This window comes from Pantoea anthophila, from assembly GCF_006494375.1.
Taxonomy (GTDB): domain Bacteria; phylum Pseudomonadota; class Gammaproteobacteria; order Enterobacterales; family Enterobacteriaceae; genus Pantoea; species Pantoea anthophila.
The window spans coordinates 180,300-203,674 of sequence record NZ_VHIZ01000066.1; the positions used below are offsets into that span (position 1 = coordinate 180,300).

Annotated in this window: 21 protein-coding genes; 12 read left to right on the forward strand and 9 right to left on the reverse strand. The window is 58.6% G+C overall.

The window, feature by feature from the left end; genetic code table 11:
- Positions 1-104 precede the first annotated feature (104 nt).
- The 3 genes from FJW00_RS21945 to yjbE all read right to left on the reverse strand — a co-directional run bounded on the left by FJW00_RS21945 (position 105) and on the right by yjbE (position 3,437).
- The gene (locus FJW00_RS21945) at positions 105-2,432 is read right to left on the reverse strand and encodes a Tex family protein (protein WP_140925650.1); all 2,328 of its coding nucleotides are present in this window, start codon (positions 2,430-2,432) and stop codon (positions 105-107) included.
- A 103-nt stretch (positions 2,433-2,535) separates the two neighbouring features.
- On the reverse strand, positions 2,536-3,009 hold the full coding sequence (gene greB, locus FJW00_RS21950) for a transcription elongation factor GreB (RefSeq protein WP_009087707.1): 474 nt from the start codon (positions 3,007-3,009) through the stop codon (positions 2,536-2,538).
- A 179-nt stretch (positions 3,010-3,188) separates the two neighbouring features.
- Positions 3,189-3,437 (reverse strand): exopolysaccharide production protein YjbE, encoded by a 249-nt coding sequence (yjbE, locus tag FJW00_RS21955; RefSeq protein WP_009087705.1) that lies wholly within the window; start codon positions 3,435-3,437, stop codon positions 3,189-3,191.
- A gap of 536 nt (positions 3,438-3,973) precedes the next feature.
- On the opposite strand from yjbE, the gene ompR reads away from it, so the two are divergent.
- On the forward strand, positions 3,974-4,693 hold the full coding sequence (ompR, locus tag FJW00_RS21960) for an osmolarity response regulator transcription factor OmpR (protein WP_003853014.1): 720 nt from the start codon (positions 3,974-3,976) through the stop codon (positions 4,691-4,693).
- Complete coding sequence (envZ, locus tag FJW00_RS21965; protein WP_009087704.1) at positions 4,690-6,060, forward strand: two-component system sensor histidine kinase EnvZ; 1,371 nt, start codon at positions 4,690-4,692, stop codon at positions 6,058-6,060. The genes ompR and envZ overlap by 4 nt, the downstream gene beginning before the upstream one ends.
- A gap of 36 nt (positions 6,061-6,096) precedes the next feature.
- Here envZ and pckA read toward each other — a convergent pair whose 3' ends face one another.
- The 5 genes from pckA to FJW00_RS21990 all read right to left on the reverse strand — a co-directional run bounded on the left by pckA (position 6,097) and on the right by FJW00_RS21990 (position 12,254).
- Positions 6,097-7,716: a phosphoenolpyruvate carboxykinase (ATP) gene (gene pckA, locus FJW00_RS21970; RefSeq protein WP_009087703.1), complete on the reverse strand. Its 1,620-nt coding sequence runs from the start codon at positions 7,714-7,716 to the stop codon at positions 6,097-6,099.
- A gap of 367 nt (positions 7,717-8,083) precedes the next feature.
- A complete protein-coding gene (hslO, locus tag FJW00_RS21975) occupies positions 8,084-8,950 on the reverse strand; it encodes an Hsp33 family molecular chaperone HslO (protein ID WP_009087701.1) in 867 nt (288 codons plus the stop codon).
- A 49-nt stretch (positions 8,951-8,999) separates the two neighbouring features.
- A complete protein-coding gene (gene hslR / locus FJW00_RS21980) occupies positions 9,000-9,401 on the reverse strand; it encodes a ribosome-associated heat shock protein Hsp15 (protein WP_009087700.1) in 402 nt (133 codons plus the stop codon).
- 13 nt (positions 9,402-9,414) lie between these two features.
- Positions 9,415-10,062, reverse strand: a complete 648-nt coding sequence (gene yrfG, locus FJW00_RS21985; protein ID WP_140925651.1) for a GMP/IMP nucleotidase — start codon at positions 10,060-10,062, stop codon at positions 9,415-9,417.
- A 56-nt stretch (positions 10,063-10,118) separates the two neighbouring features.
- Positions 10,119-12,254, reverse strand: a complete 2,136-nt coding sequence (locus FJW00_RS21990; protein ID WP_009087696.1) for an intracellular growth attenuator family protein — start codon at positions 12,252-12,254, stop codon at positions 10,119-10,121.
- 391 nt (positions 12,255-12,645) lie between these two features.
- Here FJW00_RS21990 and nudE point away from each other — a divergent pair, with 391 nt between their 5' ends.
- Positions 12,646-13,209, forward strand: coding sequence for an ADP compounds hydrolase NudE (nudE, locus tag FJW00_RS21995; protein WP_140925652.1), 564 nt, complete (start codon positions 12,646-12,648; stop codon positions 13,207-13,209).
- 54 nt (positions 13,210-13,263) lie between these two features.
- On the opposite strand, the gene mrcA is transcribed toward nudE, so the two are convergent.
- Positions 13,264-15,813, reverse strand: coding sequence for a peptidoglycan glycosyltransferase/peptidoglycan DD-transpeptidase MrcA (gene mrcA, locus FJW00_RS22000; protein ID WP_009087693.1), 2,550 nt, complete (start codon positions 15,811-15,813; stop codon positions 13,264-13,266).
- Between the two features lie 116 nt (positions 15,814-15,929).
- On the opposite strand from mrcA, the gene pilM reads away from it, so the two are divergent.
- The 9 genes from pilM (at position 15,930) to dam (ending at position 23,364) form a co-directional block, all read left to right on the forward strand.
- Positions 15,930-16,748, forward strand: coding sequence for a type IV pilus biogenesis protein PilM (gene pilM / locus FJW00_RS22005; protein WP_140925653.1), 819 nt, complete (start codon positions 15,930-15,932; stop codon positions 16,746-16,748).
- Positions 16,739-17,278: a PilN domain-containing protein gene (locus FJW00_RS22010; RefSeq protein ID WP_140925654.1), complete on the forward strand. Its 540-nt coding sequence runs from the start codon at positions 16,739-16,741 to the stop codon at positions 17,276-17,278. Before pilM ends, FJW00_RS22010 begins: the two co-directional genes overlap by 10 nt.
- Positions 17,271-17,759, forward strand: coding sequence for a HofO family protein (locus tag FJW00_RS22015; RefSeq protein ID WP_140925655.1), 489 nt, complete (start codon positions 17,271-17,273; stop codon positions 17,757-17,759). Before FJW00_RS22010 ends, FJW00_RS22015 begins: the two co-directional genes overlap by 8 nt.
- Positions 17,749-18,129, forward strand: coding sequence for a HofP DNA utilization family protein (locus FJW00_RS22020; RefSeq protein ID WP_140029826.1), 381 nt, complete (start codon positions 17,749-17,751; stop codon positions 18,127-18,129). Before FJW00_RS22015 ends, FJW00_RS22020 begins: the two co-directional genes overlap by 11 nt.
- Positions 18,071-19,339: a DNA uptake porin HofQ gene (gene hofQ / locus FJW00_RS22025; protein ID WP_140925656.1), complete on the forward strand. Its 1,269-nt coding sequence runs from the start codon at positions 18,071-18,073 to the stop codon at positions 19,337-19,339. The genes FJW00_RS22020 and hofQ overlap by 59 nt, the downstream gene beginning before the upstream one ends.
- A 363-nt stretch (positions 19,340-19,702) precedes the next feature.
- Entirely contained in the window at positions 19,703-20,224 is a 522-nt protein-coding gene (gene aroK / locus FJW00_RS22035; protein ID WP_003852989.1) for a shikimate kinase AroK, read from the forward strand.
- Between the two features lie 38 nt (positions 20,225-20,262).
- The gene (gene aroB, locus FJW00_RS22040) at positions 20,263-21,351 is read left to right on the forward strand and encodes a 3-dehydroquinate synthase (protein WP_009087678.1); all 1,089 of its coding nucleotides are present in this window, start codon (positions 20,263-20,265) and stop codon (positions 21,349-21,351) included.
- A 72-nt stretch (positions 21,352-21,423) separates the two neighbouring features.
- On the forward strand, positions 21,424-22,455 hold the full coding sequence (locus FJW00_RS22045; RefSeq protein WP_046100718.1) for an SPOR domain-containing protein: 1,032 nt from the start codon (positions 21,424-21,426) through the stop codon (positions 22,453-22,455).
- Between the two features lie 93 nt (positions 22,456-22,548).
- Positions 22,549-23,364 carry an adenine-specific DNA-methyltransferase gene (dam, locus tag FJW00_RS22050; RefSeq protein ID WP_009087673.1) on the forward strand — a complete coding sequence of 272 codons (816 nt, stop codon included), beginning with the start codon at positions 22,549-22,551 and terminating at the stop codon, positions 23,362-23,364.
- Positions 23,365-23,375: the final 11 nt, after the last annotated feature.

Here is a 23,375-nt window from a genome sequence, read left to right on the forward strand (position 1 = left end):
GTTGTTTTTATGACAGGCGTCTTTTTAGCGTAGCGTTATGGCGGGGATTTTCAACCGGGGAAAGCGGCGGGAACAGGGGGCCAGCGTGCGGCCCCCTGATAAGCTTAGCGTTTTTTACCGAACGCGGCGGCCAGGGCATCACCCATTGCGCTGTTACCCGCAGAGGCGCTGACCGGACGCGCACGGCCTTTCGCGGCAGCCGGACGTTTCTCGTCACGCGGCGCGCCATTTTTCACGCCGCCACGCGCATTGCCTTCGCCGGGCTGCTCATCGAGACGCATGGTCAGGGCAATACGTTTGCGCTGCAGATCGACTTCCATCACTTTGACTTTGACGATATCGCCCGCTTTTACCACCTGATGAGGATCTTCCACGAAGCGGTCAGAGAGCGAGGAGATATGCACCAGGCCATCCTGATGCACGCCGATGTCCACAAACGCCCCGAAGTTAGTGACGTTGGTAACGCTGCCTTCCAGAATCAGGCCCGGCGTCAGGTCGCTCAGCGTCTCAACGCCTTCTGCAAACTGCGCCGTCTTAAACTCAGGACGCGGATCGCGGCCCGGCTTCTCCAGCTCTTTCATGATGTCGGTTACGGTCGGCAGACCAAAACGGTCATCGATGAAATCGCGCGGGCTGAGATTGCGCAGGCTGCCCGCATTACCCATCAGGTCGCTCAGCGCCTGCTCGGTAGCGGCCAGAATGCGCTCGACCACCGGATAGGCTTCCGGGTGGACCGTGGAGGCGTCGAGCGGGTTGTCGCCGTGATTGATACGCAGGAAGCCCGCGCACTGTTCAAAGGCTTTTGGTCCCAGGCGGCTTACTTTCAGCAGCTGCTGGCGGTTGCGGAAGCGGCCATTTTCATCCCGCCAGCCGACAATGTTCTGCGCCATCATGCGCGTCAGGCCCGCGACGCGGGTCAGCAGCGGCACCGAGGCGGTATTCAGATCCACGCCGACGGCGTTCACACAGTCTTCCACCACCGCGTCGAGTTTCTTCGCCAGCTGGCTCTGGCTGACATCATGCTGATACTGACCGACACCGATCGATTTCGGATCGATTTTCACCAGCTCAGCCAGCGGGTCCTGCAGACGTCGGGCAATCGACACCGCGCCGCGCAGAGAGACATCCAGATCCGGAAACTCCTGCGCCGCCAGTTCAGAGGCGGAGTAGACGGACGCGCCCGCCTCACTGACAATCACTTTCTGCGCCGTGACCTGCGGGAACTGCTTCTGCAGATCGAGGAAAAAGCGCTCAGTTTCGCGGGATGCGGTGCCGTTACCAATCGCCACCAGCTCCACCTGATGCTTAACGCAGAGGGCCGCAACGGCGGCGGCGGCTTTCGCGGCCTGACCGGTGTGCGGATAGACGGTATCGGTCGCGACCACCTTGCCGGTGGCATCAACGACAGCGACCTTAACGCCGGTGCGCAGGCCCGGGTCCAGTCCCATGGTGGCCCGCATGCCCGCAGGCGCGGCCATCAGCAGATCGTGCAGGTTACGGGCAAACACGTTGATCGCTTCATCTTCTGCGCGTTCGCGCACCGTGCCCATCAGCTCGGTTTCCAGATGCAGCATCACTTTGATGCGCCATGTCCAGCTCACGACCGCTTTACGCCAGCTGTCTGCCGGGGCGTTGTTCAGGCGCAGGTTCAGGTGTTCCGCAATCAGCGTTTCGCCGTGGCTTTCACGCGGCGCTTCATCAAACTGCGGGTCGGCATTCAGCGAGAGTTGCAGAACGCCTTCGTTGCGGCCGCGCAGCATCGCCAGTGCACGGTGTGACGGCACGCTGCTCAGCGCTTCATGGTGGTCAAAGTAGTCACGGAACTTCGCGCCCGCTTCCTCTTTCCCTTCCACCACGCGCGACACCAGGTGAGCATTTTTCCACAGATAGTTACGCACTTTCGCCAGCAGCGCCGCATCTTCAGCGAAACGCTCCATCAGAATGTAGCGGGCGCCATCCAGCGCGGCACGCACGTCAGCCACCCCTTTGTCGGCATCGACATATTGTGCAGCCAGCTGCTCAGGGGTGTGAGACGGATCCTGCCACAGGGTGTCCGCCAGCGGCTCAAGACCCGCTTCAATCGCGATCTGTCCACGCGTACGGCGCTTCTGTTTGTAGGGCAGGTAGAGGTCTTCCAGCTCGGTTTTGCTGAGGGTGGTGTTGATCGCGCGGGCGAGGTCGTCGGTGAGTTTTCCCTGCTCGTCAATCGACTTCAGAATCGACTGGCGTCGCTCTTCAAGTTCACGCAGATAGCTGAGGCGGGTTTCCAGCTGGCGCAGTTGGGTATCATCCAGCCCGCCGGTGACCTCTTTACGATAGCGTGCGATAAACGGCACGGTATTCCCTTCATCCAGCAGGCGAACGGCGGCGTCAACCTGTTCGGGACGCGCCTGCAGCTCACTGGCTATTATCTGGCTCAGAACGTTCATCATCAGGACTGTCTTGCTTTCCGGGTTGAGAAATAGCGGACAGTTATACGGATTGATGGTCAAAATTGCCAGAGACGCGGGCGGCTTTCAGCCATAATCTGAAACGTTATTGCGGGTAGTCAATCGCGTTGACATACCAGAGCGCCGGACCCACTGGCGTCTCGACGGTGGCAGCATCGCCCACCTCTTTTTTCAGCAGCGCCCGCGCCATCGGCGAGTCGATGGAGATGTAATCCTTGCGGCCAAAAATCTCATCGTAGCCCACGATGCGGAAGCGTTTGAGGTCACCCGCATCGTTTTCAATTTCCACCCAGGCACCGAAGAAGACTTTGCCATCCTGCTGAGGCGAGTAGTCAACGATGCGCAGCTGCTCAAGACTTTTGGTCAGGTAGCGAACGCGACGATCAATTTCCCGCAGCCGTTTCTTGTTGTACTGATAGTCGGCATTTTCACTGCGATCGCCAAGGCTGGCAGCCCAGGTCACCTTTTTGGTCACTTCTGGTCGCTCTTCACGCCAGAGGTAGTCGAGTTCCGCTTTCAGCTTATCGAAGCCTTCGCGGGTAATCAGTCGGGTTTTCATGCTAATCCGGCCAGCCAAATCAAAAGAGAAACAGTGTAAGGCAAACAGGGCGCGGCAAAAAAGAGTCGGGGAAGGGGTTTTTAAAGCTAAAAACCCGCGTTGACTTCCCCGGCGGCGAAAGGGGTGCTGCTGAAGCGTAATCTGGAGCCAGTCACAGGACGCTGGCCAATAAAACAGACTTATTTTCCGGCGTGAGTCGCCGTGGTGGTCGAGGTGCCGGTGCCATGTCCGTCACCGCCGCCGCCGCCCATGGTCGCCAGCGCAACGCCCAGCAGGGCCGCGACTGCGCCAACGCCAATGGCGTCAGAGTTACCTTTAGCGGTTGAGGTTGCCGCTGCACCGGCCGCTTCACCGGTCGCTGTGGCAGCATAACCTGGGCTAACGCTGCCTAATGCCAGCGCGCTCAGCAGTAAAATCGTTTTTTTCATTGTGTAATCCCCGTTGAGACGTCGAATGGTGCCTGAGCAGTCTGGTTGAAAACGGAGAAGGCGAAAAGTTGGCTTTACTGATTGATTTATGGGACTTTAATTTCAACTGGCCTTGCTGTTAGAAGCACTGAAATTAATCCGAGATGAGGATGGCGTCCCGGGCGCTTTTGCTGGAATATTATGCTGTCTGAATGCGGGCAGGGTAGATTATCTGGAGCTTATCCATAATGATGACTCCCTTTTAAGCCAAATTAACTGCTAAGCCGCTGAATTTATTCATCGAATAAATGCCGGTCCGCTTCTGACGCCAGCGATTCTGAGAAACAGGGCCGTTTTTTCAGATTTGCCGTATCCTGCCCTGTCGCCGGTAAAAAGGGTGAGCCTGGCCCCGAAACTGGCCCGAAATTAAATATAAGCTCCTGTTTAATATGCTTTGTAACAATTTTGGCTAGAATATAAACCATTAATGACTGTCACTATAAGGCATCTTTTTTTAACAATGTTGGCTCAGGCAATAGCGCCTTTGGGAGTTGAAAATGCAAGAGAACTACAAAATTCTGGTCGTCGATGATGATATGCGTCTGCGTGCTCTGCTTGAACGCTATCTCACCGAGCAGGGCTTTCAGGTGCGCAGTGTCGCTAATGCCGAGCAGATGGATCGTCTGTTAACCCGTGAATCCTTTCATCTGATGGTGCTCGACCTGATGCTGCCAGGTGAAGATGGCCTCTCTATCTGCCGTCGTCTGCGCAGTCAGAGCAACCCGATGCCTATCATTATGGTGACGGCCAAGGGTGAAGAGGTCGATCGTATCGTCGGGCTGGAGATCGGCGCGGACGACTACATTCCTAAACCCTTTAACCCGCGCGAACTGCTGGCGCGTATCCGCGCGGTGCTGCGTCGTCAGGCCAATGAACTGCCAGGCGCACCGTCGCAGGAAGAGGCGATTATCGCCTTTGGTAAATTCAAACTTAACCTCGGCACCCGCGAGATGTTCCGTGAAGATGAGCCGATGCCGCTGACCAGCGGTGAGTTCGCCGTGCTGAAAGCCCTGGTGAGCCACCCGCGTGAGCCGCTGTCGCGCGACAAGCTGATGAACCTGGCGCGTGGCCGTGAATACAGTGCCATGGAACGTTCGATTGACGTTCAGATCTCCCGCCTGCGTCGCATGGTGGAGGAGGACCCGGCACATCCACGCTACATCCAGACCGTCTGGGGTCTGGGCTACGTCTTCGTGCCGGACGGCAGTAAAGCATGAGGCGACTGCGCTTCTCGCCACGCAGTTCGTTTGCGCGCACCCTGCTGCTGATCGTGACCCTGCTGTTTGTCAGCCTGGTCACGACCTATCTGGTGGTGCTGAACTTTGCCATCCTTCCCAGCCTGCAGCAGTTCAATAAGGTGCTGGCATACGAAGTACGTATGCTGATGACCGACCGGCTGCAGCTGGAGGATGGTACGCAGCTGGAAGTGCCTCCGGCGTTTCGCCGGGAAATCTACCGCGAACTGGGGATCTCGCTCTACACCAATGCAGCAGCAGAGGAGAGCGGATTGCGTTGGGCGCAGCACTATGAATTCCTGAGTGAACAGATGGGGCAGCAGCTGGGCGGGCCCACCGATGTGCGGGTCGAGGTCAACAAAAACTCGCCTGTGGTCTGGCTGAAAACCTGGCTGTCGCCTGATATCTGGGTGCGGGTGCCCCTGACGGAAATCCATCAGGGCGACTTCTCGCCGCTGTTCCGCTATACCCTGGCGATAATGCTGCTGGCGATTGGCGGCGCCTGGCTGTTTATCCGCATCCAGAACCGGCCGCTGGTGGATCTGGAGCACGCCGCTCTGCAGGTCGGACGCGGGATTATTCCGCCGCCGCTGCGCGAGTATGGCGCGTCCGAGGTTCGCTCGGTGACCCGGGCCTTTAACCAGATGGCGGCCGGGGTAAAACAGCTGGCGGATGACCGCACGCTGCTCATGGCGGGGGTCAGTCACGACCTGCGCACGCCGCTGACCCGTATTCGTCTCGCCACCGAGATGATGAGCGAGCAGGATGGCTATCTGGCCGAATCGATTAACAAAGATATCGAAGAGTGCAACGCCATCATCGAACAGTTCATCGACTACCTGCGCACCGGTCAGGAGATGCAGACCGAGCGCGCCGACCTGAACAGCGTGCTGGGCGAGGTGGTGGCCGCAGAGAGTGGCTACGAACGTGAGATCGAAAATGCGGTGATGCCGGAAGAGTTAATGCTGGATATCAACCCGCTGTCGATCAAGCGCGCACTGGCTAACCTGGTGGTCAACGCCGCGCGATACGGCAATGGCTGGATTAAAGTCAGCAGCGGACGGGAACTGCATCGCGCCTGGTTTCAGGTGGAAGATGACGGGCCGGGTATTAAGCCCGATCAGCTGGCGCATCTCTTCCAGCCGTTTGTGCGCGGCGACAGTGCCCGCAGCACCAGCGGAACCGGTCTCGGCCTGGCGATTGTACAGCGTATTATTGATGCGCATCAGGGGTCGCTGGAGATTGGCGAGAGCGAGCGCGGGGGATTGCGTATTCGCGCCTGGTTGCCGTTAACGGAAAATATGGCGCTGAGCCATAACAACGGCAGCAACAGCGTCTCAGGCGGATAAAACCGGCGCGGCAGAGTGACTGCCGCGCCCGTTCCGTCAGCGTTGCGGGCCCGCTTTTACCAGCGCCGCACCGGCTGCGTTATCGGTGTACTTATCGAAGTTATCAATAAAGCGCTGCGCCAGCCCTTCGGCGGCGGCGGTCCACTTCTCTTCACTCTCCCAGCTGCGACGCGGATCGAGCGTCTCACTGTCCAGCTCACCCAGTGTCACCGGCATCTGCAGATTGAAGATCGGCAGGGTTTCTACCGGCGCATCATCCAGTTCACCCGCCAGGATCGCGTTGATGATGGCACGGGTATTTTTCAGCGAGATGCGCTTGCCGCTGCCGTTCCAGCCGGTATTGACCAGATACGCCTGCGCACCGGACGCCTCCATCCGCTTCACCAGCACTTCGGCATACTGCGTCGGATGCAGGGTCAGGAATGCGGCGCCAAAACAGGCAGAGAAGGTCGGTGTCGGCTCAGTCACGCCACGCTCGGTTCCGGCCAGTTTGGCGGTAAAACCGGACAGGAAATGATACTGTGTCTGCTCCGGCGTCAGACGGGAAACCGGTGGCAACACCCCAAACGCATCGGCGGTCAGGAAAATCACCTTCTTCGCATGGCCCGCTTTTGAGACCGGCTGCACGATGTTATCGATGTGATTGATCGGGTAAGAGACGCGGGTGTTTTCGGTTTTGCTGCCGTCGGCGTAATCCACGCTGCCATCTTCGCGTACCACCACATTCTCCAGCAGCGCATTACGGCGAATGGCGCGGTAGATCTCCGGCTCAGCCTGCTCTGAGAGGTTGATGGTTTTGGCGTAGCAGCCGCCCTCGAAGTTAAACACGCCGTCATCGTCCCAGCCATGTTCATCATCGCCAATCAGCTGGCGGTCAGGATCGGTCGAGAGGGTGGTTTTCCCGGTGCCCGACAGGCCAAAGAAGACCGCCACGTCGCCCGCTTTGCCAACGTTGGCAGAGCAGTGCATCGAAGCGATGCCTTTCAGCGGCAGCAGGTAGTTCATGATGGCGAACAGACCTTTCTTCATCTCGCCGCCGTACCAGGTGCCGCCAATCAGCTGCATGCGTTCCGTCAGATTGAAGGCGACAAAGTTCTCAGAGTGCAGACCCTGCGCCTGCCAGTCCGGGTTGGTGCATTTCGCGCCGTTCATCACCACAAAATCGGGCGTGAAGTCGGCCAGCTCAGCGTCGGTCGGCTGGATGAACATATTTTTGACGAAGTGGGCCTGCCAGGCCACTTCGGTGACAAAACGCACGCTCAGACGGGAGTCAGCATTGGCACCGCAGAAGGCATCCACGACAAACAGGCGCTTGCCGGAGAGCTGCCGGGTGACGCAGCTTTTCAGCGCGTTCCAGGTCTCCTGCGACAGGGGCTGGTTGTCATTTTTGCCGGTGCCCTGGTCGTTCCACCACAGGGTATCGCGCGTGGTGTCGTCACGCACAATGTACTTATCCTTTGGCGATCGCCCGGTGAAAATCCCGGTGTCTACTGCAATCGCACCGCTCTGCGTCAGGGTGCCACGTGCAAAACCTTCGAGGTCCGGGCGCGTCTCTTCCTGAAAGAGCGTGTCGTAATCAGGGTTGTAAACCACTTCCGTGGTATCCACGATGCCCAAAGCGGCAAGGTCTTGCGAGGTCAGGCCGTTAACGCGCATTTTACTGCTCCTTAAATCGGTGTCTGTTCTGCAAAGCAGAGATAGGTTGGGATCGTACGGCCGGCTGTTGCACTGATGCGACGACGCACTGAAAAGTCACAGCGCGTCGTCACCTCAGCCTGCAGGCACAACCAGGCTTATCAGGGCTTCTGCCTCTGCCTTCCGGGCGGCTGCACGATCGCGCGCAGTTTACTCTTCTGCGTTGAGGGAAAAAGGGCAGCGATCTAAAAATGCGACTCAGGGCGCGTTAAGGCTATGTTTCGAACGTTTTAAAGATGTTATGAAAGTAAAAAAAGATAATTTGTCTGAGAAATTATGGGGATAGGAGGGGGAGAGGAAAACGGGGCGGCAGACGCCGCCCGGTAAATCAGTGCAGACGCTCGTCATTCCCGTGAGAATGGCTGCGAATCGCCGCGATATCGACCGCGTCAAACACGTAGTCTGAACCGCAGTAATCGCAGTGCATGTCAATTTTGCCATCTTCCGCGATGATCTCATCCACCTCTTCCTTCGGCAGCGTGGTCAGCACTTCACCACAGCGTTCACGCGAACAGGTGCATTTGTAGATGACCGGCTGCGGATCATAGAGGGTGACCTCTTCCTGATGGTAGAGACGCCACAGCACCTCATTGGCCGGCAGGGTGATCAGCTCGTCGGTTTTAATGGTTTCCGTCAGGGTCGCCAGGTGGTCGAACGCCTCTTTCTCTGTCTCCTGTGCCGGCAGAACCTGCAGCAGGATACCGGCGGCACCCTGGTCGCTGGTGCGGATAAAGAGCCGCGTAGGCAGCTGCTCAGAACGCATGAAGTAATCTTCCAGGCATTCCGCCAGCGTTTCACCTTCCAGTCCCACCACGCCCTGATAGCGCTCACCTTTTTCAGGAGAGATGGTGATCACCAGGTAGCCGTTGCCCACCATGCTTTTCAGGGTGCTGTCGGCCGGGATGTCGCCTTTTATGCGCGCCACGCCACGCAGCTCCTGATTGTTGTTGCCGTTGATCACCGCCAGAGAGAGCGGACCGTCACCCTGCAGCTGCACGGTAATTTCACCGTCAAACTTCAGCGTGGCGGTCAGCAGGCTGGTGGCGACCAGCATCTCACCCAGCAGCGTCTTAACAGGAGCCGGATAGTCGTGGTTCTTCACGGTTTCACGCCAGGTGTCGGAGACGTTCACCAGCTCGCCGCGCACAGCGGCATTTTCAAACAGATAACGGTGCAGTTGATCCTGGACTGACATATTTTTTCTCTCACTGGAACGGGGCGATGGCGCGTCCGCGAAGACGGCATTACTCATCGCCCGATAATTTAAACTTCATCAAATCGCGACGCTCTTTTTTGTCAGGTCGCCGATCGGGATGGGGCATAGTCAGCGCATTCAGTTTGCGTGCCTGCGCCATTTTTTCGCGTTTCTCAATACTGGCATCGGTTTCGCGGTAGAGCTGCTGTGCCTCGCTGGCGGGGCGGCGCTGAGCGCTGATATTCGCCACCACCACGGTGCGTTCATCGTTGCCCTGACGCACGGTCAGTTCCGCATTCAGCTCGACGATCTTGCCGGGTTTACTGCGCTGACCGTTGTAGTGCACTTTGCCGCCTTCAATCATCTCCCGCGCAATCGCCCGGGTTTTGTAAAAGCGCGCCGCCCACAGCCATTTGTCGAGGCGAACCTCTTCGCTGCTTTTCTCTTTCATTGCTGCTCCTGACTCAGATCAGCGTCCGGTAGTCGCCGATGGCGCGGTGACGCTGAAAGATTTGCTCAGGACGACCCGAATCGGGATTTTTTACGCCTAAGCACCAGCCGATGCCCCATGACGCCGCAGCATCCAGAATCACTTCGCTATCGTCGATAAACAGCGTGCGCGGCGCAGAAAAGCCGGTGTGCTGTTGTACCGCCTGCCACAGACGCGGGTCTTCTTTCGGATACCCAAAGGTATGGGTGGAAAGTAATAAATCAAGGTGTGGCGCTAAACCTGTCTGCGCCAGTTTGACGTCGAGATTATAGGGATGCGCGTTGGTCAGCAGGATGGTGCGCTTGCCAGCGCGACGCAGCGCCTGCAAAAAGGGCAGGGTATCGTCACGCAGTGCGACCCGGCTGCGCATCGCCCAGGTCATAGCACGGATGTCCAGCGCCAGCGCCTCTGCCCAGTAATCCAGACAATACCAGTTTAGCGTATGGGCGACGGCCTGATACTTTTCCGTGATGATCCGGTCAGCGTCAGCCAGGGTGATGCCGCGCTGCTGGCTGAGCACCGCGGGCACATGCTCCAGCCAGAAATGACGATCAAACGCCAGATCCAGCAGCGTGCCATCCATGTCGAGCAGCACGGTGTCAATTTCAGACCAGTTGAGCATCGTGGCTCTCACCCTGTAAAAAAACCGGGCGACAGGGTAGCACAGAAGGGCAGGGCTCAGAATATCGAGCGCACGCTCTGCAAAGTGCTGAGGTTATGGTTGAAACACTTGTCGTAATAGAGCTGGATGTCGATCATGCGCTGGCGATTGCGGTGCATGCGGCGCAGGGCCAGCAGTCCGTTGATCACGCCGCAGGCCAGCAGCACCATCAGCAGCAGTACGGTGCCGAGATAGCGCCACTGCGCCATGGCATCGGGTTCATTGTGCAGCGCGATGTGACGCGTGCCGTTGGCATCGGTGGTGATGCTGGTGATGATGCCGCTGGCGCTGAAAGGCGTATGCAGCAGCATGGCGGAGATGCGCTGCAGCTCATGCCACTGAGCGGGCGGATCGAGATCGAACAGTGACACGGCAGGCTGAGGCTGACTGACCAGCTGGCGACCCTCGTCACTGACGATCAGGAATCCTCCCGGCGGCGGGCTGTTGAGGTTTTCAGCCGCACGGCGGGTTTCGCGGAAAAAGAAGGTCGAGGTGGCGGTATTCACCAGGTTCTCCAGCGCTTCCGCACTGACCGGCCGCAGCAGCACGTTCATGCCGTTTAGCTGGCCGGAGTCGGCGCGGCGCATCAGCGCCTCCCAGTCTTTGGCGTTGCCCAGGTTTACCAGCGCGTTTTTCAGGCGCACGCAATCCTGCGGCTGATTACAGAGATCCTGGGTCTTCATGACCAGATCGGAGAAGTCATCCAGCAGAATCATCCCGGACTTCTGGATCGCTGACGCCAGCTGCGGGTTCAGTTTGGGATCGGTATTGGTTTCCGGGTGCAGCTGCCGGGTCGTGGTATCCAGCAGGGCGGCGGCTTTATCAATAATGTCAGATTGCGGCTGCGGCAACGGCTTCGCGTTATTCCAGTAGATGGCCGAGCAGTCGAACGGCATAAAGGCGTAACTCCGGTTGCTCTGGTAGTTATCCGGCACTGAACACATGCCAGTACCGCTCACCTTCAGGCTGTCGCCAATATTCAGGGCCACGCTGCTGAGTTTATCGACGCTGTTGACCTCCAGGCTGTCGGTGCCTCTGGCCCAGGCGAGACTGAGCTTGATCGGCATCCCGAGCGGAATCCAGGTGACCAGCAGGGTCAGCACCAGCAGCGAGCCGCAGGCCAGCACCACATTTTTCCGCCAGCGCTGAATCGGGAAATTTTTGACCTCATCCTGCAGGGATAAAAAGCGGCCCTGACGCACCACCTGACGATTAAGGTAGATCTCCACGTCGGTCACCTGACCGAGGTCGTGCGCGACATAGGGCTGCCAGTGCGCCGGATAGGCGAGATCAATAATTCCCAGCGTGATGTTGCTCTGCTCCTGGTTCGATTCGCTGAACAGGCCCCAGCGCTTCGGCGCGCCGCGCAGGCAGTGGATGTCACGCAGGCCGCGCTCACCCGGAATGCGATAGAGCAGCCACAGGCTGGCTGCGATCATTCCCGCACCGGCCAGCACCAGCCAGATCATCAGAGTCGTGGGCACCAGCAGGCTGAAGAAGAACAGTAAGAAGGCAAGCGAGATGATGACGCCTTCACGCGTACCGTCTGGCCGCGACAGGCGATACTCTTCCGGGGTCTCTTTGCGCACCTGCAGCAGTTCAACGTTTTCCGTTTCTGCTTTGCGGATTGAGGCGTTGGTCGACACCGGACGCATCAGCGTCGGCAGGGACTGCTGATCCACCGCGTAATCCACCAGCGAATGGCCGTTGAGCGAAATCACCAGCGGAATGGATTGGGTGCGGATTAACTCGACGTAGTTTTCGTCGGTGATGTACTGCTCCCACAGCGGCGGCAGATGAACTTCGACTTCATCCAGATAGTAACGCCATTTATGGGGATCGTCCGTTGAGAGGCCGTAGCGGGTAATGGCGCGGGTCACCGGATAGACGTTGTTGCTCTGCGCGGTCAGCGTCAGACGTTCAGACGCGCTGCGCTTGTCGGTCGTCACGGCGGTGCGGGGCTGTTTTGCCAGTGCGGCGACATATTTGTCTACCGCCTCGCGCTCCTGAGGGGAAAGCTTACGGCAGGGCGGACTGATAAATGGCAGCGGTTTCGCCAACGGCGGACGATGCCGCATAGCGTACCAGAACCCAATACCTGCCAGGATTGAACAGGTCAGCACTATGGCCAGGATCATAAAGATTGTGCTCATGCTCTGCTCAATTCAGCCAAAATGCTGCCTTCACTTTAAACGTACGCTCCGGGGGATGCTCACTTCTGAAGAGGCATTCCGGAAGATTATATAATCCTGAGGAGTCAGACACCCGATTAAATAGTGCCAGGGAATATCTGATTAGCATTTATTAAACCCTGCCTTGTCCGAATGGTAACCGGCTCAGACTGGATTAAATATCGGTATTATCTGAAACTTATCGCAGCATATTGACTAATGCAAATTTAGTCTTAACTGATAACCAAAGGCTGTTATTCAATTGCCGGAATCTATGTAACGATATCGTTATGGTGAGACTGTCGCACAATTGCCTGGGGTTAGGTATGCTAATTCGTTCCTGATAGCCGGCGCAGAAACTTTTGAGGCTGATATGAAAATTCCAAAAAAACCTGACATCCTCAATATCACCGCCGTGGCGCGTTCGCGGCTGTTTACCGTCGAATCGGTCGATCTCGCCTTCAGTAATGGGGCGCGTCGCGTCTATGAGCGGATGAAGCCGTCAGAACGTGAAGCGGTCATGATTGTGCCCATTATTGATGACCATCTGATCCTGATTCAGGAGTATGCCGTCGGACTGGAAACCTATGAACTCGGGTTTCCCAAAGGGCTGATCGATGCAGGCGAAACCGTGAATGAGGCGGCGGTGCGGGAACTGAAAGAAGAGGTCGGTTTTGGGGCCGAGCACCTCACGCCGCTGGGCAAGCTCACGATGGCCTCCTCCTACTTTTCCAGCAAAATGAATATCGTGGTGGCAGAAAGCCTCTATCCCGATAAGCTGGAAGGTGACGAGCCGGAGCCGCTGATTGTTCACCGCTGGCCGCTGAGCGATATGCTGTCGCTGCTGGAGGAGCCCGATTTTCGCGAGGCGCGCAACGTCAGTGCGCTCTTTATGGCGCGCGAATGGCTGGTGAAGCAGGGGCGTCTGCGCTACTGAATAAAAAAGGCCGACTGATGTCGGCCTTTTAACAGGGTAGGTGTGCGGGTCACATCAGAACAGCTCGTGACTCTCGCCGTTGTCCATAATGGTGGTGCCCACATCATGAACGGAATACTCGGTCGGCTGGGTGCCGTTGATGAAGTATTCCTGACGCGTATTGCCTCCGCCATTTGCCAGCTTGCCGGTGCTGCGGTCAATCGTGACCGTGACCACGCCATCCGGCGGAGTTAACGGCTGCACCGGTACCCCCTCCAGCGCACTCTTCATATATTCATCCCATGCCGGTTGCGCACTCTTAGCGCCGCCCTCATAGCCTGAAATCTGATCGGGAATCGCGCCGGAAAGGGTGCTGCGGCCTAAATTGCGGCGCGCATCATCAAAACCGATCCAGACGGAGGTCACGACACCAGGGCCATAACCCGAGAACCAGGCATCTTTCGAGCTGTTCGTGGTACCGGTTTTTCCGCCAATGTCATTACGCTTCAGGTCACGACCGGCACGCCAGCCGGTTCCCATCCAGCCCGGTTCACCGAAGATGTTGCTGTTCAGTGCGCTCCTGATGAGGAAGCTGAGCGGGGTGTTGATGACATGCGGGGCATATTGCTGTTCGCCCTGCTGTGCCTGGGCCGGAACCTGCTCCAGTGCCGGCTGTGGCACCGCCTGGTTCTGATTGCTGTCTGACGCGGCCACGTTCTCAACGCTCTCTTCGTTCAGCGCCAGCGCTTTCTTCGTTTCGCCGTAGATTACCGGCAGATTGCACTGCGGACAGGCGATCTTCGGTTTCTCTTCAAAGACAATGCCGCCCTGTTCATTCTCAATCCGGGTGATGAAGTAAGGGTCAATCAGGAAGCCGCCATTCGCCATCACGGAGTAGCCGCGCACCACCTGTAACGGGGTGAACGAGGCCGCCCCCAGGGCAAGCGACTCGGTATGAATAATGTTCTGCGCCGGGAATCCAAAGCGCTGCAGATACTCAGCGGCATAATCCACGCCCATGGCACGCATCGCACGCACCATCACCACGTTTTTCGACTGGCCAAGTCCCTGACGCAGGCGAATCGGTCCATCGTAGGTGGGCGGTGAGTTTTTCGGACGCCAGTCGGCACCCGCACCGGCATCCCAGCGTGAAATCGGCACGTCGTTCAGGATCGACGCCAGCGTCAGTCCGCGATCCATCGCGGCGGTGTAAAGGAACGGCTTGATGTTAGAGCCGACCTGGCGCAGTGCCTGGGTTGCACGGTTAAACATGCTCTGGTTAAAGGCGAAGCCGCCTACCAGCGCCCGCACCGCACCATCATTCGGATCCAGTGAGACCAGCGCCGAGTTCACATCCGGTACCTGGCCCAGCCACCACGCATCACCCACTTTGCGCACCCAGATCTGCTGGCCTGGCTGCAGCACCTGCGTCACGCTTTTCGGCGTCGGGCCCTGCACGGTGTCAGACTTATAAGGACGCGCCCAGCGCACACCCGCTAAGGCCAGCGACACATTGCTGCCATCTTTCATCATCACGGTTGCTTCATCACTGCGTGCTTCCGTGACCACCGCCGGATAGAGCGGGCCATAGACCGGCAGCGCACTCAGCGCTTTCTCGATCTTAGTCTGATCCCAGGCGGGCTCGCCCACCCGCCACAGCACGCTGGTCGGGCCGCGATAGCCATGACGCATATCGTAGGCGATGACGTTGTTACGCACTGAAGTCTGAGCCGCTTCCTGCAGGCGACGGGTCACGGTGGTGTAAACCTTATAGCCGTCGGTGTAGGCGTTGTCGCCGTAGCGCTTCACCATCTCCTGACGCACCATCTCGCTGAGATAAGGGGCAGAGAAGGCGATTTCCGGGCCATGATACTTCGCCACCAGCGGCGTGTTGCGTGCCTCATCATACTGCTGCTGCGTGATGTAGTGCTGATCCAGCATACGCGCCAGCACCACGTTGCGACGCGACAGGGCGCGGCTCGGCGAGTAGAGCGGGTTAAAGGTGGACGGCGCTTTCGGCAGACCGGCAATCATCGCCATTTCACTCAGCGACAGCTGGTCAACCGGCTTACCAAAATAGACCTGCGAAGCCGCACCGATGCCATAAGCCCGGTAGCCGAGGTAGATCTTATTCAGGTAGAGCTCAAGAATTTCATCCTTATTGAGTAACTGCTCAATGCGGATTGCCAGAAACGCTTCCTTTATTTTACGCATCAGGGTGCGTTCCGGACTCAGGAAGAAGTTACGGGCCAGCTGCTGAGTGATGGTACTTGCCCCCTGGGAGGCGTGACCGGAGACCAGCGCGATGCTGGCCGCACGGAAAATCCCCACCGGGTCCACACCGTGGTGCTCATAAAAACGGCTGTCTTCGGTTGCAATAAACGCTTTCACCATCACAGGTGGCACTTGCTGCAGGGTCAAAGGAATACGGCGCATTTCGCCATACTGGGCGATCAGATCGCCGTCGGCGCTGTAAACCTGCATAGGGGTTTGCAGACGCACATCTTTCAGCGTGTTGACGTCAGGCAGCTGTGGCTCGATGTACTTGTACAAGCCATAAATCGAGCCAGCTCCCAACAGGATGCAACACACTGTAAGGATCAATAAATACTTTACGAACTTCACCTGGAGTTTCCCATCTATTGTCGTTTGAGCAGTTTATAAACAACCGCGCGGTAGTATAAAGGCAAGCCAGACGCTTTGATATGTCCATTTTCCCGGACGATAAGGAGATCGCGCGCATGGCTTTTCATACCTGGCAAATCGGGCTGGATATTCAGAACAGGCAGATGTGTGGCCTGGCCCTCCAGCGTCGTCGTGATGGCTGGCAGCTACGCCACTGGTGGCTGCAACGGCTGCCGCAAGATACGTTAAGAAACGGCGTGCTGCAATCTTCGCCTGAATTACAGGCGGTCCTGACAGCCTGGCGTCAGCAGTTGCCGCGCCGTTACTCGCTGAGGGTCGGGTTCCCCGCCCGGCTGGTGCTGCAGCGGCCGCTTCCGCTGCCCGCACAGTCACTCAGAGAGCCTGCGCTGGGGCACTACGTGCAGGTGGCCGCGCGTCGTCTCTTTCCGCTGGAGCCTGACACGCTGGCGCTGGACTATCACGAGGAGGCCGGGAGCCGTCAGCTCTGCGTCACGGCGGCCCGGCGGGAGAGTGTTGACCAGTGGATGATCCCCCTGTTACAGGCGGGATTCAGGCCGCAGGTGCTGGAACTGACCACCGACGCGCTGAAGCGGCTGGCCCGGCAGGCGCGGCTGCCGGGCGGCACGGTGCTGGTGCTGCAGCAGGAGGGGCGCTGGCTCTGGAGTGATGCGCAGACCGCAGCGGAGTGTGATGACGCCACCACGCTGGGTGCACTGAAACAGCAGGCCTTTCCCCATGCAACGGCCATCGCCTGGTGTGCCGCCACGCCAGCCGCGCTGCCCGCTGACACTGTCGCGTTTTCCCCTTTTGATCTGCTTCGTTATCAGCAGCCCCCGTTGCCCGCGAATCCGGGAGCCTTTGCACTGGCGACCGGGCTGGCACTGACCAGCGGAGATGAGCCGGCGTGGCGGTAAATCTGCTGCCGTGGCGGCAGCAACGGCGGCAACGGCAGCGACGGCAGAGCCTGCTGGTGCTGGCACTGGTGATGGGCGGTCTGCTGCTGCTGGTGATGCAGCAGGCGTACCGGGTCCATGAGGCGCGCCAGCAGATAGCCCAGGAGAGCAGGATGCAGGAGCAGGCGCTGGAGACAATGGCTGCGCGTTTAGCGCAGCAGAAGCAGCTGCTGGAACAGCTCGCACTTCTGCAAAAACAGCAGGCGAAGCAGCGTGAAAAGGCTGCGCAGCTGGCCGGGTGGCAACAGTTCTGGCGCGATCTGCCCGGCATGCTGCCCGATACTGCCTGGCTGACCCGGCTGGAGAAGCGTGATAACCGCCTGATCCTGGAGGGGCAGGCGCAGGATATGGCAGCAATCCGGCAGTTTCGCCAGCAGCTCGCTACCGCCGCCCTGTTGGGTCAGGTGCAGCAGGGTGGGGTCCGGCGTCAGGCGGATGGCCGCTACCATTTTTCGCTACGGGCGCAGATAGCCGGGGGACGCGATGATTGATCGCTGGTGTCAGATGGCGGCTGTTCCGCGCTATGGCCTGCTGCTCCTTCTCGCGTTGGGTCTGCTTTTGCTTATCTGGCTGCCGGGCTTACGGCCTCAGCAGCAGGCACTGGCCGCTGAACGGGCGGCGCTGTCACAGTTAACCCGTACTCTGCAGCAGCGCCAGCAGCAGTGGCGTCAGCATCCCGCCATCGCGCAGCTGCAGGCGCAGCGGGAAGCGATGCAGCTCGCTCTGACTCGCGCAGCCGCATCAGAGGGGGCTATCGACGATATTCTGGCGCGCCGCCCTCACCAGCTGGAGGCGTGGCAGCCGGATGGCCCCGCCCGCCTGCTGACGCTGCATCTGCCCTGGCAGGCGTTCCGGACACTCTTTGCTGAATTTGCCCAGGCCTCTTCGCCATTGCCTGTGCATTTCCTGCTGCTGGCGCAGCCGCACGACCTGGAGGCGCAACTCTGGCTGGAGCCAGCCGATGCGCCATAGCCTGCTGATTCTGCTGTTGTGCTGGGGTGATGTGCTGGCACGCGATCCCTTCCGGCCTGTTGCCGGTTCCCTGTGTCAGGCGGCGGTAGCCCCGCTCACCGGCTGGCGTCTGCAGGGGATTGCCGGGCGGGAAACCCGCTATCAGGCCTGGCTGCTTACCCCGCAGGGAGAGCGCGTCACGGTGGGTAGCGACACGCCTTTTCCGCTGACGCCCTGGCAACTGGTGGCGATCACCTCCCGCAGCCTCACGCTTGCCGTGCCAGCGAGCTGTCACGCTCAGCGAACCACATTTTATTTAAAAGGATATGCGCATGTTAAGGATAGCGATCCTGCTCCTCATCAGCAGCCTGCAGCCGGCTTACGCCGCTGACGAGGCGCCGCTCAGCCTCGCTTTTGACCACGCACCGGTAGAGCAGATTCTGCAGGCGCTGGCTGACTATCAGCAGGTCAATCTGCTGATCGCGCCTGAGGTTGAGGGGACGCTATCGCTGCGGCTGGATAACCTGCCGTGGCGTCAGGCGCTGGCGCTGGTGGCGCGGATAGCAAAACTGACGATCATTGAGCAGGATAATGTTCTGCTGGTCTATCCGCTGCGCTGGCAGCAGGCGCAGGACGCGGCCCGGGAGGCGGAGCGGCAGGCGCAGTTACAGCAGACGCCTTTGCAACAGCGCACGGTCACACTCCGTTATGCCAGCGCCAGCGACGTTCATGCCAGCCTGCTGAGTGAACGCCAGTCACTGATGACGCCGCGTGGCAGCGTGACGGTGGATAAACGCACCAACGCGCTGCTTCTGCGCGATACCGCCGCGGCACTGAAAGAGACGGCGCGCTGGATTCAGGGGCTGGATCGGCCACTGGAGCAGATTGAACTCTCTGCCCATATCGTCACCATCAGTGAGGAGCATCTGCAGGAGCTGGGGGTGCAGTGGGGCATGCTGGCGGGAGATGCAGCGGTGACAGAGAGCCTGCATCATCCCCGGCTCGCTGTTCCGCTGGCGGTAAGTTCACCCGGTATCAGCGCGGGGATGGCGCTGGCGCGTATCGGCGGCGCCCTGCTGGATCTGGAGCTGAGCGCTCTGGAGCAGGAGAACCAGATTGAGATCATCGCCAGTCCGCGCCTTTTCACCTCACACCAGCAGACCGCCTCGATTAAGCAGGGCACTGAAATTCCCTATGAAGTGTCGGCAGGCAACAGCGGCGCCACCTCGATTGAGTTTAAAGAAGCGGTGCTGGGCATGGAGGTGACGCCCACTATCGCCGGAAACGGCCGTATCCGGCTGAAGATCCATATCAGTCAGAATATGCCGGGGCGCAGCATCCGGACCGGTGACAGCGACATCTTATCCATCGATAAACAGGAAATAGAGACCCAGGTCACGGTCAGCGACGGACAAACGCTGGCCTTAGGCGGCATCTTTCAGCAGCAGCGAAACCGGGGAGAGAACAGGGTGCCGCTGCTGGGAAAGGTGCCGCTGATTGGCGGACTGTTTCGCCAGCAATCGGCGCAGCGCAAAAAAAGAGAGCTGGTTATCTTTATTACGCCGCGATTGGTCAGGGAAGCAGCGCTTACGACGGGATAAAACGGAAAATGAGGCCCTCGGGGTCATCTGCGTTGACGCAGAAGAGGAATTAGCTTACAAGGTTTAGCGATTTTCAATACGGTGTAACCGTCTGAACCGGATAAATCCCGGTTAACAGATCAGACAACTCCTCTGTAAGCAGCGTGGTAAAAGACGCAGCGCTGGCGCGTTACAGTTTCGCGAACACAGGCCAATTCAGAAATGGATGTGCTGAAGGCAATATAATCGGTTGCCAAACAGCCTTGAGTGTTGAGATAATTTTTCATCTGACTCTTGCTAACGCTCATGAGGTCTCAGTTCCTGTCCCGCCAGCAAAAGCTGAACGCGGGGTATCATTAACGAATTCTTAGTAATACCGACAAAATGGCAGAGAAACGCAATATCTTTCTGGTTGGGCCGATGGGTGCCGGCAAAAGCACTATTGGCCGTCAGTTGGCTCAGCAACTCAACATGGAGTTCTTCGATTCCGATCAGGAAATTGAGCGACGCACCGGAGCGGATGTGGGCTGGGTTTTTGATGTCGAAGGCGAAGCTGGCTTTCGCGATCGCGAAGAAAAAATCATTAACGAACTGACCGAGAAGCAAGGCATCGTCCTGGCGACAGGGGGTGGTTCCGTCAAATCCCGGGAAACGCGTAATCGTCTCTCCGCCCGTGGTGTTGTGGTTTATCTTGAAACCACGATCGAGAAGCAACTGGCGCGCACTCAGCGCGATAAAAAACGTCCGTTGCTGCAGGTGGACTCCCCGCCGCGTGAGGTGCTTGAAGCGCTGGCTGGCGAACGTAACCCGCTCTACGAAGAGATCGCCGATGTGACCATTCGTACAGACGACCAAAGTGCGAAAGTCGTGGCGAATCAGATTATCCACATGTTGGAAAAAAGTTGATCCAACGTTCGAAGGCTCTCTGACAGGTATTGAGCATCATGGAGAAGATCACCGTCTCACTGGGGGAACGCAGTTACCCCATCACTATCGCCGCCGGACTGTTTAACGATCCGGCTTCTTTTTGGCCGCTGACCGCGGGCGAAAACGCCATGGTGGTGACCAACCAGACGCTGGCACCGCTCTATCTTGACAGGATAACGGCGCAGCTGACGGCGGCAGGCGTAAAAGTTGATCAGGTGATCTTACCCGATGGCGAACAATATAAGACGCTGGCGGTGATGGATCAGGTTTTTACCGCACTGCTGCAGAAGCCGCACGGTCGTGATACGACGCTGGTTGCCTTAGGCGGCGGCGTCATTGGCGATCTGGCCGGTTTTGCTGCGGCCAGCTATCAGCGTGGCGTGCGCTTTATTCAGGTTCCGACCACCTTACTGTCGCAGGTCGACTCGTCGGTGGGTGGCAAAACCGCTGTGAACCATCCGCTGGGCAAAAACATGATCGGCGCCTTTTATCAGCCTGCCTCGGTGGTGATCGATACCGCCTGTCTGCAGACGCTGCCGGCGCGTGAGCTGGCCTCTGGTCTGGCAGAAGTGATCAAGTATGGCGTTATCCTCGACGGCGCCTTTTTCCAGTGGCTGGAGCAGAATATTGATGCGTTGCTGGCGCTGGATGAACAGGCGCTGGCCTACTGCATTCGTCGCTGCTGTGAGCTGAAAGCAGAGGTGGTGGCGGCTGACGAGCGTGAAAACGGTCAGCGGGCGCTGCTCAATCTGGGGCACACTTTTGGCCATGCGATTGAAGCGCATATGGGCTACGGCAACTGGCTGCACGGTGAAGCGATTGCCGCAGGTATGGTGATGGCGGCCCGCACGGCGGAACGGCTGGGGCAGTTCCAGCCGCACGAGACGGAACGCCTCATTGCCCTGTTGCAGCGTGCCGGTTTACCGGTGCATGGCCCACAGGCGATGCGTGCAGAGATGTACCTGCCGCACATGATGCGCGATAAAAAAGTTCTGGCGGGCGAACTGCGGCTGGTTCTGCCGTTGTCGATCGGCCGCTCTGAAGTGCGTGGCGGCGTGGCACATGATATGGTGCTGGCTGCAATTAACGATTGTCAGCAACCCTGAGAATAAGCAGTTGAGTGGTGACGCGGCGCGCAGGGTGCGCAGTGCGGAATGCCGCTTTACGGAGGAGGCAAAATGGATGAGTTTAAACCGGAAGATGAGTTAAAACCTGACGCCAGCGACCGCCGTCCCTCGCGCCCTCGTAAGTCGTCTACCGCAGCCAGAATACCGGTTTCGCGCCAGCGCATCATGATGGGCGTCGGGATTCTGGTTCTGCTGTTACTGGTTCTGGGGATTGGTTCCGCGCTGAACGGCCCTGATGAGAAAAAACCCGCGTCAGCGGGCACTACGCCTGCTGCGGGTGGCAGCACCGGCAGTGAGAAGAATATCGACCTGACCGGCTCCTCTTCCATGTCTGGCGCTCAGAACACGCCGGCCACCACCGACAATAACGCGGCGGCCAGCGGTGAGGCGGCATCCGGCCAGGCGCGTGACGTCTCAATGCCGCCTGTTGCCTCTACGCCGACCCAGGCTGCACCGGTTGACGCCCCAGCGAATCAGCAGCGCGTCACCTTGCCAGGCGATCTGAACAGTGCGCTGAGCAATCAGCAGCAGCAGGTCGACAGTGCGGCAATGGGCTCGCAGGGCGGCAGCTCACTGCCGACCGCGCCTGCCACCGTCAGCGGCAATGCCGGAACGGCGGCAAATCCCGTTACCGCACCGGTGACGCGTCAGACGCCAGCCCGCTCAAACGCGGCCTCCCGTCCGGCGCACGACACCGCGCACAAAGCGGCTGCGAAGCCGGCAACCCGCGACAGCAAAACACACACGACGCCAGCACGGTCACCCGTCAGTTCTGCGCCCGCTACATCGGCAGCAGGCAGCAGCACGGCCAGCAAATCACTGCCAGGCGGCAGCTACACCCTGCAGCTGAGCGGCGCGTCTAAAGCAGAAAGCCTGAATGCCTGGGCGAAGCAGCAGAATCTGAGCGGCTATCACGTCTACAAAACCACCCGTAATGGTCAGGCGTGGTATGTGCTGGTGAGCGGCTCCTATGCCACACCGGCTGATGCCAAACGCGCTGTCGCCTCGTTGCCTGCAGACGTACGCGCGAAAAACCCGTGGGTAAAACCGGTCAGCCAGGTGAAGAAAGAAGCCAGTCAATAGCGGACAGGGGGCCAGTCTCTGGCCCCGTTTTAAGCGCAGATCTGCTGTCGGTCCAGCCACAGCCTCACAATAAGATGTAATTACCACGACAGCATGAAAAAAAATCGCGCTTTCCTGAAATGGGCAGGGGGAAAATTTCCCCTAGTCGAAGAGATCCATCGCCATCTGCCGCAAGGTGACTGCCTGGTCGAGCCATTTGTTGGCGCGGGTTCGGTGTTTCTGAACACCGAATTTGATCGCTATCATCTCGCTGACATCAACAGCGACCTGATTAATCTCTATAACATCGTCAAACTGCGCACCGCGGATTTCATTCGTGACGCGCAACTGCTGTTCACGCCGGAAGGGAACACCGAAGCCTGTTACTACCAGCGTCGCACCGAATTTAACCTCAGCACGGATGCCTACCAGCGCGCGCTGCTGTTCCTCTATCTGAACCGCCACTGTTATAACGGCCTCTGCCGTTATAACCTGCGTGGTGAGTTCAACGTGCCGTTTGGCCGCTATCGCAAACCCTACTTTCCGGAAGCTGAACTGTTATGGTTTGCCGAGCGAGCGCAAAAAGCGACGTTTGTCTGTGAATCGTACGATGTTACCCTGACCAGTGCCGGCAAAGGCTCGGTGGTCTATTGTGACCCCCCTTATGCGCCGCTGTCGGCAACGGCCAACTTTACGGCTTATCACACTAACAGCTTCAGCCTGCGTGAGCAGGAGAATCTGGCGATGCTGGCGGCACAGCTGGCCGCGTCGGAACACCGGATTCCGGTACTGATTTCTAACCACGACACTGCACTGACGCGTCTGTGGTATCAGGATGCAGTGTTACATGTGGTCAAAGCCCGGCGTTCTATCAGCCGGAGCATAACCGGTCGCACCAAGGTCGACGAACTGCTGGCACTTTATCGCTAGTCTGTTTCGTC

Coding starts and splice junctions, on each gene's coding strand:
- FJW00_RS21990 (WP_009087696.1), bottom strand. CDS start 12,254: ATGAGCACAATCTTTATGATCCTGGCCATAGTGCTGACCTGTTCAATC.
- nudE (WP_140925652.1), top strand. CDS start 12,646: ATGAAAATTCCAAAAAAACCTGACATCCTCAATATCACCGCCGTGGCG.
- hofQ (WP_140925656.1), top strand. CDS start 18,071: ATGTTAAGGATAGCGATCCTGCTCCTCATCAGCAGCCTGCAGCCGGCT.
- FJW00_RS22015 (WP_140925655.1), top strand. CDS start 17,271: ATGATTGATCGCTGGTGTCAGATGGCGGCTGTTCCGCGCTATGGCCTG.
- envZ (WP_009087704.1), top strand. CDS start 4,690: ATGAGGCGACTGCGCTTCTCGCCACGCAGTTCGTTTGCGCGCACCCTG.
- FJW00_RS21945 (WP_140925650.1), bottom strand. CDS start 2,432: ATGATGAACGTTCTGAGCCAGATAATAGCCAGTGAGCTGCAGGCGCGT.
- hslO (WP_009087701.1), bottom strand. CDS start 8,950: ATGTCAGTCCAGGATCAACTGCACCGTTATCTGTTTGAAAATGCCGCT.
- ompR (WP_003853014.1), top strand. CDS start 3,974: ATGCAAGAGAACTACAAAATTCTGGTCGTCGATGATGATATGCGTCTG.
- pckA (WP_009087703.1), bottom strand. CDS start 7,716: ATGCGCGTTAACGGCCTGACCTCGCAAGACCTTGCCGCTTTGGGCATC.
- aroB (WP_009087678.1), top strand. CDS start 20,263: ATGGAGAAGATCACCGTCTCACTGGGGGAACGCAGTTACCCCATCACT.
- dam (WP_009087673.1), top strand. CDS start 22,549: ATGAAAAAAAATCGCGCTTTCCTGAAATGGGCAGGGGGAAAATTTCCC.
- hslR (WP_009087700.1), bottom strand. CDS start 9,401: ATGAAAGAGAAAAGCAGCGAAGAGGTTCGCCTCGACAAATGGCTGTGG.
- yrfG (WP_140925651.1), bottom strand. CDS start 10,062: ATGCTCAACTGGTCTGAAATTGACACCGTGCTGCTCGACATGGATGGC.
- FJW00_RS22045 (WP_046100718.1), top strand. CDS start 21,424: ATGGATGAGTTTAAACCGGAAGATGAGTTAAAACCTGACGCCAGCGAC.
- FJW00_RS22020 (WP_140029826.1), top strand. CDS start 17,749: ATGCGCCATAGCCTGCTGATTCTGCTGTTGTGCTGGGGTGATGTGCTG.
- pilM (WP_140925653.1), top strand. CDS start 15,930: ATGGCTTTTCATACCTGGCAAATCGGGCTGGATATTCAGAACAGGCAG.
- greB (WP_009087707.1), bottom strand. CDS start 3,009: ATGAAAACCCGACTGATTACCCGCGAAGGCTTCGATAAGCTGAAAGCG.
- yjbE (WP_009087705.1), bottom strand. CDS start 3,437: ATGAAAAAAACGATTTTACTGCTGAGCGCGCTGGCATTAGGCAGCGTT.
- aroK (WP_003852989.1), top strand. CDS start 19,703: ATGGCAGAGAAACGCAATATCTTTCTGGTTGGGCCGATGGGTGCCGGC.